At 69.4% G+C, this 6,359-nt stretch carries 9 protein-coding genes and 2 pseudogenes; 7 read left to right on the plus strand and 4 right to left on the minus strand.

What is annotated here, in order from left to right:
- Positions 1–183 precede the first annotated feature (183 nt).
- A pseudogene (locus PV350_RS43285) lies at positions 184–840 on the plus strand (IS256 family transposase); the annotation flags it as partial.
- On the opposite strand, the gene PV350_RS43290 reads toward PV350_RS43285, so the two are convergent.
- A complete protein-coding gene (locus tag PV350_RS43290; protein ID WP_500338873.1) occupies positions 749–1,045 on the minus strand; it encodes an IS3 family transposase in 297 nt (98 codons plus the stop codon). The pseudogene PV350_RS43285 and the gene PV350_RS43290 sit on opposite strands and share 92 nt — an antisense overlap.
- Positions 1,046–1,176: 131 nt before the next feature.
- On the minus strand, positions 1,177–1,497 hold the full coding sequence (locus PV350_RS43295) for a transposase (protein ID WP_500338865.1): 321 nt from the start codon (positions 1,495–1,497) through the stop codon (positions 1,177–1,179).
- A gap of 237 nt (positions 1,498–1,734) precedes the next feature.
- Here PV350_RS43295 and PV350_RS43300 point away from each other — a divergent pair.
- The 3 genes and pseudogenes from PV350_RS43300 to PV350_RS43310 form a co-directional block, all read left to right on the plus strand.
- Positions 1,735–1,893: pseudogene (locus PV350_RS43300) on the plus strand (DinB/UmuC family translesion DNA polymerase); the annotation flags it as partial.
- 82 nt (positions 1,894–1,975) lie between these two features.
- Complete coding sequence (locus tag PV350_RS43305) at positions 1,976–2,131, plus strand: hypothetical protein (RefSeq protein WP_500338874.1); 156 nt, start codon at positions 1,976–1,978, stop codon at positions 2,129–2,131.
- 394 nt (positions 2,132–2,525) lie between these two features.
- A complete protein-coding gene (locus PV350_RS43310) occupies positions 2,526–3,020 on the plus strand; it encodes an allene oxide cyclase barrel-like domain-containing protein (protein WP_500328272.1) in 495 nt (164 codons plus the stop codon).
- A gap of 460 nt (positions 3,021–3,480) precedes the next feature.
- On the opposite strand, the gene PV350_RS43315 is transcribed toward PV350_RS43310, so the two are convergent.
- Both PV350_RS43315 and PV350_RS43320 read right to left on the minus strand, forming a co-directional pair.
- Complete coding sequence (locus PV350_RS43315; RefSeq protein ID WP_500338866.1) at positions 3,481–4,473, minus strand: quinone oxidoreductase family protein; 993 nt, start codon at positions 4,471–4,473, stop codon at positions 3,481–3,483.
- Positions 4,474–4,524: 51 nt separating this feature from the next.
- Positions 4,525–4,902 (minus strand): hypothetical protein, encoded by a 378-nt coding sequence (locus tag PV350_RS43320; protein ID WP_500338868.1) that lies wholly within the window; start codon positions 4,900–4,902, stop codon positions 4,525–4,527.
- A 215-nt stretch (positions 4,903–5,117) separates the two neighbouring features.
- Between PV350_RS43320 and PV350_RS43325 the strand changes: the two genes are divergently transcribed.
- Genes PV350_RS43325 through PV350_RS43335 form a run of 3 tightly spaced genes read left to right on the plus strand, consistent with a single transcriptional unit; the run spans position 5,118 to position 6,220 of the window.
- Positions 5,118–5,531: a MarR family winged helix-turn-helix transcriptional regulator gene (locus PV350_RS43325; RefSeq protein ID WP_500338869.1), complete on the plus strand. Its 414-nt coding sequence runs from the start codon at positions 5,118–5,120 to the stop codon at positions 5,529–5,531.
- Positions 5,532–5,552: 21 nt separating this feature from the next.
- Positions 5,553–5,894: a tetratricopeptide repeat protein gene (locus PV350_RS43330; RefSeq protein ID WP_500338870.1), complete on the plus strand. Its 342-nt coding sequence runs from the start codon at positions 5,553–5,555 to the stop codon at positions 5,892–5,894.
- A gap of 35 nt (positions 5,895–5,929) precedes the next feature.
- The gene (locus PV350_RS43335) at positions 5,930–6,220 is read left to right on the plus strand and encodes a tetratricopeptide repeat protein (RefSeq protein ID WP_500338871.1); all 291 of its coding nucleotides are present in this window, start codon (positions 5,930–5,932) and stop codon (positions 6,218–6,220) included.
- Positions 6,221–6,359: the final 139 nt, after the last annotated feature.

Genomic DNA, 6,359 nt, shown 5'->3' on the forward strand with positions numbered 1-6,359 from the left:
CGCCGGTGGGCAGGGCCGTGATCACGGCCCCGCCCACCGGCGCTTTTCCGTGCCCCCCCCGCGGGCACGGGCGCGGCGCACGGGCATCGCGGGCACGGCCGGCGGCCTGGGCCGCGTCCGGGGGCCACAAGGGGGCCCAGAGGCCCTTCTCGGCGCCGTCCCGGCAGCGGCGCGATGGTCAAGACGTTCGCCGACGCGCTCATGTCCGCCGAGGCCGATGCCCTCTGCAACGCCGAATACGGGCAGGTCAGCGACGAACGCGTCAACCACCGCAACGGATACCGCCCGCGCGAGTGGGACACCAGGGCCGGCACGGTCGAGCTGGCCATCCCCAAACTCCGCAGCGGCAGCTACTTCCCCCACTGGCTCCTCGAACGCCGCCGCAGCGCCGAACAGGCCCTGATCTCGGTGGTCGCCACCGCCTACCCGCTCGGGGTGTCCACCCGCCGGGTCGAGAAACTCGCCGAGTCCCTCGGCGTCACCCAGCTGAGCAAGTCCCAGGTCAGCGCAATGGCCAAGCACCTGGACGAACAAGTCACCGCCTTCCACAACCGACCCCTGGACGCCAGACCGCATGCCTTCGTCCGGGTCGACGCACTGACCCACAAGGTCCGCGAAGACGGCCGCATCATCAACGTCCACGCGCTGATCCCGGTCGGCGTCAACACTGACAAACACCGCGAAAACCTCGGCCTGGACGTCGCCACCGCCGAAGACCGCGCCGGCTGGCTGACCTTCCTGCGCTCGCTCATCGCCCGCGGCCTGACCGGCGTCCAACTCGTCGTCTCCGACGCCCACGCTGGCCTCGTCGATGCGATCGGTGCGACCCTGCCCGGCGCCCATCCTTGCCCGGCAAGGTGGTCCCTATCCGTCGTCCGCGGACCGCTCCAGCCAGGCCTGCCTGGCGCATCAGACGCTCAACGGTGCACCGCGCGACCTCGGTGCCCTCGCGCCGTAACTGATGCCATGCCTTCCGCGCCCCGTAGACGCCACAGTTGACCTGATGGATCCTGCGGATCTCCTGGGTCAACTCGGCATCGCGCACCGACCGCGCCGAGGGAGGCCGACGCTTGGCCGCGTAGTAGGTGGAGGCCGAGGCGGGGGTGCCGGCCCAGGTCAAGGTGCGGCAGATCGCCTCAACGCCGAACCGTTCGCCGTGAGCATCGATGAAACGGATCAACGCGGTGGCTTCGGGTCGAGTTCGGAGGCGAAAAAAACGGCCGCGGCCTTGAGGATCTCATTCGCCCGCCGCAGCTCGGTGACCTCCTTCTCCAGTTCCCTGATCCGCTCACGTTCCTGCTGGGCGGCAGCCACCTGCGGATCGGCCTGGGCCTCGGCCTTCTTCACCCAGTGCCGCAGGGCTTCGGGATGAATCCCGAGAAGATCTCCGACCTCCCGGATGCTCCCCGACCGCCCCGGGGACTGCCTCTGCTTCTCGGCGACCATCCGCACGGCCCGCTCGATCAGCTCCGCTGGGTACTTCCTCTGCGCCGGCATGAGCGCATCCTTCCAAGGTTCAGCGCTCTGCACCGAACCCGGAGCGATTCAGGTACGTCCTGGCAACCGGCTGGCTCGGGCACGCCGCCTGGGATCTGCTCCACCACCGCACCAAGGCGGTTGTCCCCCGGGCGTGGGCGGAGTGGTGCTTCGTCGTCGACCTGCTCGGCGCCGCCGCGATGATCTTCATTCAGTAGCCGTACGGCCCTGGACCGCGACACCCTCGACCCGTACCTGGTGCGCACCGAGATCCCCGACGCCGTGGTGGACCTGGCCCATCAGCTCCGCGAGCGCCGTCAGGTCGCCCGGGGCATCGCTCTCGGCGTGTCCTTCTCCGGTGGCAGCAGCATGTCCCGGTCCCGGACCCTGGCCGAGCCGAGCGCGTCCACCGACGACCTGCGGGACGCGGCGATGGCAGTGTTCGAACGTCTCGGCCTGGAGCGGGCCCGGGTGCGCAGGAGTCCGCGTCGAGCACCCGGTGGACGCGGCGGGCACACCACAGCAGCTCAGCCTCGACCCCGGGCAGGAGAACAGCCGGCGCCGCCTGGACCCGGTCGTCGACCGGGTCAATGCCCGCTCCGGGCCGGGCACCGTCACCCGGGGCACACTCGCCCCCCGCCGCCGCAGCGCCTGACCCAGGGCGGCCCCGGTGGGTATCGCGCGGGGCGCTCGTTGAAACTCCCCACTTCGTTGAACGCTGGACGAAGTAGGGCGACATCGGCCTTGCGAATCGAAGAGGCCCTACCCCCCTGGGGTAGGGCCTCTCGGCCGTCTGCGCGGGCCTCTTCGGGCCGCCGCACACAGGCTATCGGCGCATGCTCTCTGATCGGGAGCGAGACCGAACGATATGCCGTCCTACAGACGGGATGTCAGGATCCGACGTGGATCCGGCCCCGCGTCCGATCGGGTCGTCTTTCTGCTCAGCCGATGCGCGCCTGATGTACCGGGCTTCCGATTGAGCCATGAATGAAGTGATAAGTGGGATTAATTGCCGCTTGTCACTCCATCGAGCTCGAAGGAGACGCACGATGCGTCGTTTCACGGCAATGGCGCCGGTCGCGGCCACGGCGCTCGCCGCGGTCCTCGCCTACGGACCGCTCGCGCAGGCCACTTCCCCGGACCGCGACCCCGGCCCGCATGGTGACGGCGAGAAGGTCATCAAATTGGACGACTCCGTGAGGGAATTCGCCGCCATCGACGTGGGTGGCCCGGGCATGAGCCTCGGTGACGAGGCCATCGGCTTCTCGGACTTCTTCCAGAACGGTCGCAAGGTGGGCACCGGCGGCTTCGTCTGCACCGTCGTCAGCCTCCAGAAGAGTCTGCGGCAGTGCGAATCCACCCTCCGGCTGGCCCAGGGCGACATCACCCTGCAGGGCTTCGCGCCGTTCATCGTCAGCTTCCCGACCAGGTTCACGCTCGCGATCACCGGCGGTACCGGCGCCTACCGCGACGCCCGTGGCTATATGGACGGCGTCAACATCGACTCCTCACACGCCAGGCTGACCGTCCACCTCACCAGGTGACCTCCGGGCGCCGCTCGCCACGGCCCGGGGTACGGCGGAACCGGAACCCAGGGGCGGCCTAACCCCGCCGCACCGCCGCACGACGCTCCGCGCCCGGAAACCGGGACCGGAAGCGAGACCCGCCCGCGCGGGAGCGCGCGCCCGCCGCCGTCGCCGTAGTGCGACAACCCGAAGGGCCCAGGTCACCGAGGTGACCCGGGCCCTTCGGCACTGATTCGGGGTGAGCTGCGGGAACAGTCCGTACACGACGCTCGGACGGATCTCCGGCCGGTCGACGTAGCCGCAACCGTGCGGGCAGGGCACCCACTTCCAGCGCTGGGCGCGCGGGGACCGCAAGGACTCGCAGGAGCGGTCGGGCTCCTCGGCAGTACAACAGCGCCGCACACAGCCGCGCAGCCCGCAGCCCGCAGCCCGCAGCCCGTACACAGGGTGCGCCGACTGGACGGTGATGCGTACTGGCTCAGGGCTTGAGGATCAGCTTGCCCGTGGTGGCCCCGCTTTCCAGGAGACGGTGCACCTCGGCGGCCTCGGCCAGGGGGAAGGCGCGTGTGGCCGGTACGCGGACCCGTCCCGAGCCGACCCACTCGATGAGCTGCTGCAGGGCCGCGATCGCGGTCGGCAGCCGCAGCTCGAACCACGGGCCGAGGTTGAAACCCACCACCGACTGGTTGGGGGCCGGGTCGTAGAGCCACGGCAGGATGGCGGTCTCGTCCAGCCGGCCGGGGGTTCCGCTGACCGACCCGAATACGACCAGGCTGCCGAAGGGCGCGAGGAGCCCGAGGGACTCGCTCAGCCGGTCACCGCCGGACATCTCGAGCGCCGCGTCGACGCCCGTGCCGCCGGTGAGATCCCTGACCGTCTTCACCCAGTTGGGATCGCTGTAGTCGATGGCGTGGTCGGCGCCGAAGTCGAGGGCGATCTGCCGCTTCGCCTCCGTGCTCGCTCCTGCGATGACGTTGCCGGCGCCCAGGAGTTTGGCGATCTGCACCGCGTATCCGCCCACGCCGCCGGCCGCGGCCGGGATGAACACGCTCTGGCCCTCCTTGATGCCGAGGGTCTCGGTGAGCATCACGGTCGCGGCGAGCCCCGCCACCACGATGCCCGCCGCCGCGTCGGGCTCAAGCCCCGGGGGGATGGGGATCACATTGGGAGCGAAGGCGACGGCGAGTTCCGCGTACCCTCCGGACGCGTCCGCGCCGACCATCGCGAACACGGGCGTGCCCACGGCGGGACCGTCAACGTTCTCTCCCAGGGCCACGACGGTGCCGGACACCTCCGCGCCAGGGACAAACGGCGACGGCGTGGGAACGGGGTAGTCGTCGCCGCGCCGGCGCATGACATCGGAGAAGTTCACCGCGGCAGCCTCGACACGGATCAGGATCTGTCCCGGACCCGGTTGCGGATCGGGCAGGTCCACCAGACGCAGGACCTCCGGGCCGCCTTGTGCGGTCATTTGAATGGCTTTCATCATGTACTCCAGTTGGGGTGGGTGACCGGCGTCCGGCTAGAGGGCCTGGACACAGGTGGTGGCGACCGGCTTCTTGTCGGGCCGGGGGTCGGCAATCGGGGCGATGCTCAAGTCGGCGAGGACCTTTGTGGTCTGGCCCGGTACTGCAACGCGGCGAAGTCGTCGAGCGCGCGAAGGGTTCCGGATGCCGCCGATGATCGGCTCGGCCCCGGCTCCATCGGCTTTCGCAGTTGACTCGGCGTTGCGTACGACGGCCACGGCCATGCGTCCGTGCTCCAGCAGCACCCGCAGTACGGGGCCGCCCACGAATCCGGTTGTTCGTGTCAGCAGAACACTCACCTCGATCGCTTCCCTGCTCCAGTGGTTTAGCTGTTCGAGACAGGTAACCAGACCGGAGCCACCATCCATTCCCATCCCGGCAGAATTCTTCTCGTGCCTGTCGCAGACAGCGATCGATGCATCTCGGGTCGACCCCGGAAGTCGGCCACGGTAGGGGGTGGCGGGCGGGGGGCCTTGCCCCTGTCCGGAACAGCTATCATGCGAGGATGACATCGGCGCGGGAGGGCAGAGGGCGCGTGGCGTCGCCCACAGCTGCGGCCAGCGGCCCCATCAGCAATGCCCTCATCCGAGTGACGCGGCTGCACGTGATGCGAGCCCGCCAGTTGTTCCGGGACCTGGGCCTGCACCCCGGTCACGAGCTGCTGATGATGCACTTGTGGGACACGGGCCCGCGGCGGCAGTCCGACCTCGCGGCGACCTTCGATACCGACTCGGCCTCGATGACCCGGACGGTCCAGCGCCTGGAACGAGCCGGATTCGTCCGCCGCTGGCCCGACCCCAGCGACGGGCGGGCCACCCTCGTCGAGACCACCCCCGCCGGCATGGCGCTTCGCCTTCAGGTCGAGAAGCTCTGGGCCGACCTGGAGGAGATGACCACTGGCGGGATGACGGAAGAGGAGCGCCGGGTGCTCCTCCACGGCCTCGAACGGGTGGAGGACAACCTGGCGGCCGGCCAACGGACCGACCCAGCGAGTGCCGACTAGCCAACTGGCAGGCGGGCTTCCTTGGGCCGGAGCGAGGAAGCCGAGGCCGAACTGCGCGCCGCGTTGGAAGGCCTCGCCCGCTTCCTAGGGCCCGAGCACACCAGAACCAACAAGACCCGACGCGTGCTCGCCGATGTACTTGTCAGTCTGGGCCGGATTGAGGAGGCAGAGACCCAGGCGCGCACCGCCCTCGACATCCAGATCCGCGCCTTGGGCGCCGAGCACCTCAACGTCCTGGAGAGCCGCAACGACCTCGGCATACTGCTGCGCAAACTGGAGCGGTACGAGGAGGCTGAGGCCGAACACGCCGAAGTCCTGGAAGCCCGCACACGACTGCTGGGCCCGAGCACCCCTACACGCTGACCAGCCGGAACAACCGGGCCGTCGCGCTGTCCGGCATGGGACGCAACGAAGAGGCAGCCCTCGAGTACCGCCATGTACTGGAAGCACGCACCCGGATACAGGGCCCCGACCACCCAGAGACACTCCGCAGCCACCACAATCTCGCCGTCACACTCGCGGATTCGGGCCTCTTCGACGAGGCAGAAGCCGAACTGCGCATCGCCCTGGACGGCCGGACCCGAACCCTGGGCCCCGAGCACCCTCACACGGTCATCAGCCGCGACACTCTGGCCAACGTCCTCCGCGAACAGGACCGCCACGGCGCCGACCGCGTACATCATCAGTGACCGAACACGGGCCTTGACCCCGGATCTTGGACACACGAGACACTGGATCCTGAGGATCTGAGAACGGACATCTCGTGGCCATGAAGAACTATCCGCCGCAGTTCAAGGCGGACGCGGTCGCGCTGTACCAGTCGCGGCC

It is taken from the genome of Streptomyces sp. PA03-6a (assembly GCF_033792765.1).
In the GTDB taxonomy this organism is placed as follows: Bacteria; Actinomycetota; Actinomycetes; order Streptomycetales; family Streptomycetaceae; genus Actinacidiphila.

What these genes read in the sequence shown, in the direction of transcription:
- PV350_RS43295 (WP_500338865.1), bottom strand. Translation starts at nt 1,497, where the DNA reads ATGCCGGCGCAGAGGAAGTACCCAGCGGAGCTGATCGAGCGGGCCGTG.
- PV350_RS43310 (WP_500328272.1), top strand. Translation starts at nt 2,526, where the DNA reads ATGCGTCGTTTCACGGCAATGGCGCCGGTCGCGGCCACGGCGCTCGCC.
- PV350_RS43315 (WP_500338866.1), bottom strand. Translation starts at nt 4,473, where the DNA reads ATGACCGCACAAGGCGGCCCGGAGGTCCTGCGTCTGGTGGACCTGCCC.
- PV350_RS43320 (WP_500338868.1), bottom strand. Translation starts at nt 4,902, where the DNA reads ATGGGAATGGATGGTGGCTCCGGTCTGGTTACCTGTCTCGAACAGCTA.
- PV350_RS43335 (WP_500338871.1), top strand. Translation starts at nt 5,930, where the DNA reads ATGGGACGCAACGAAGAGGCAGCCCTCGAGTACCGCCATGTACTGGAA.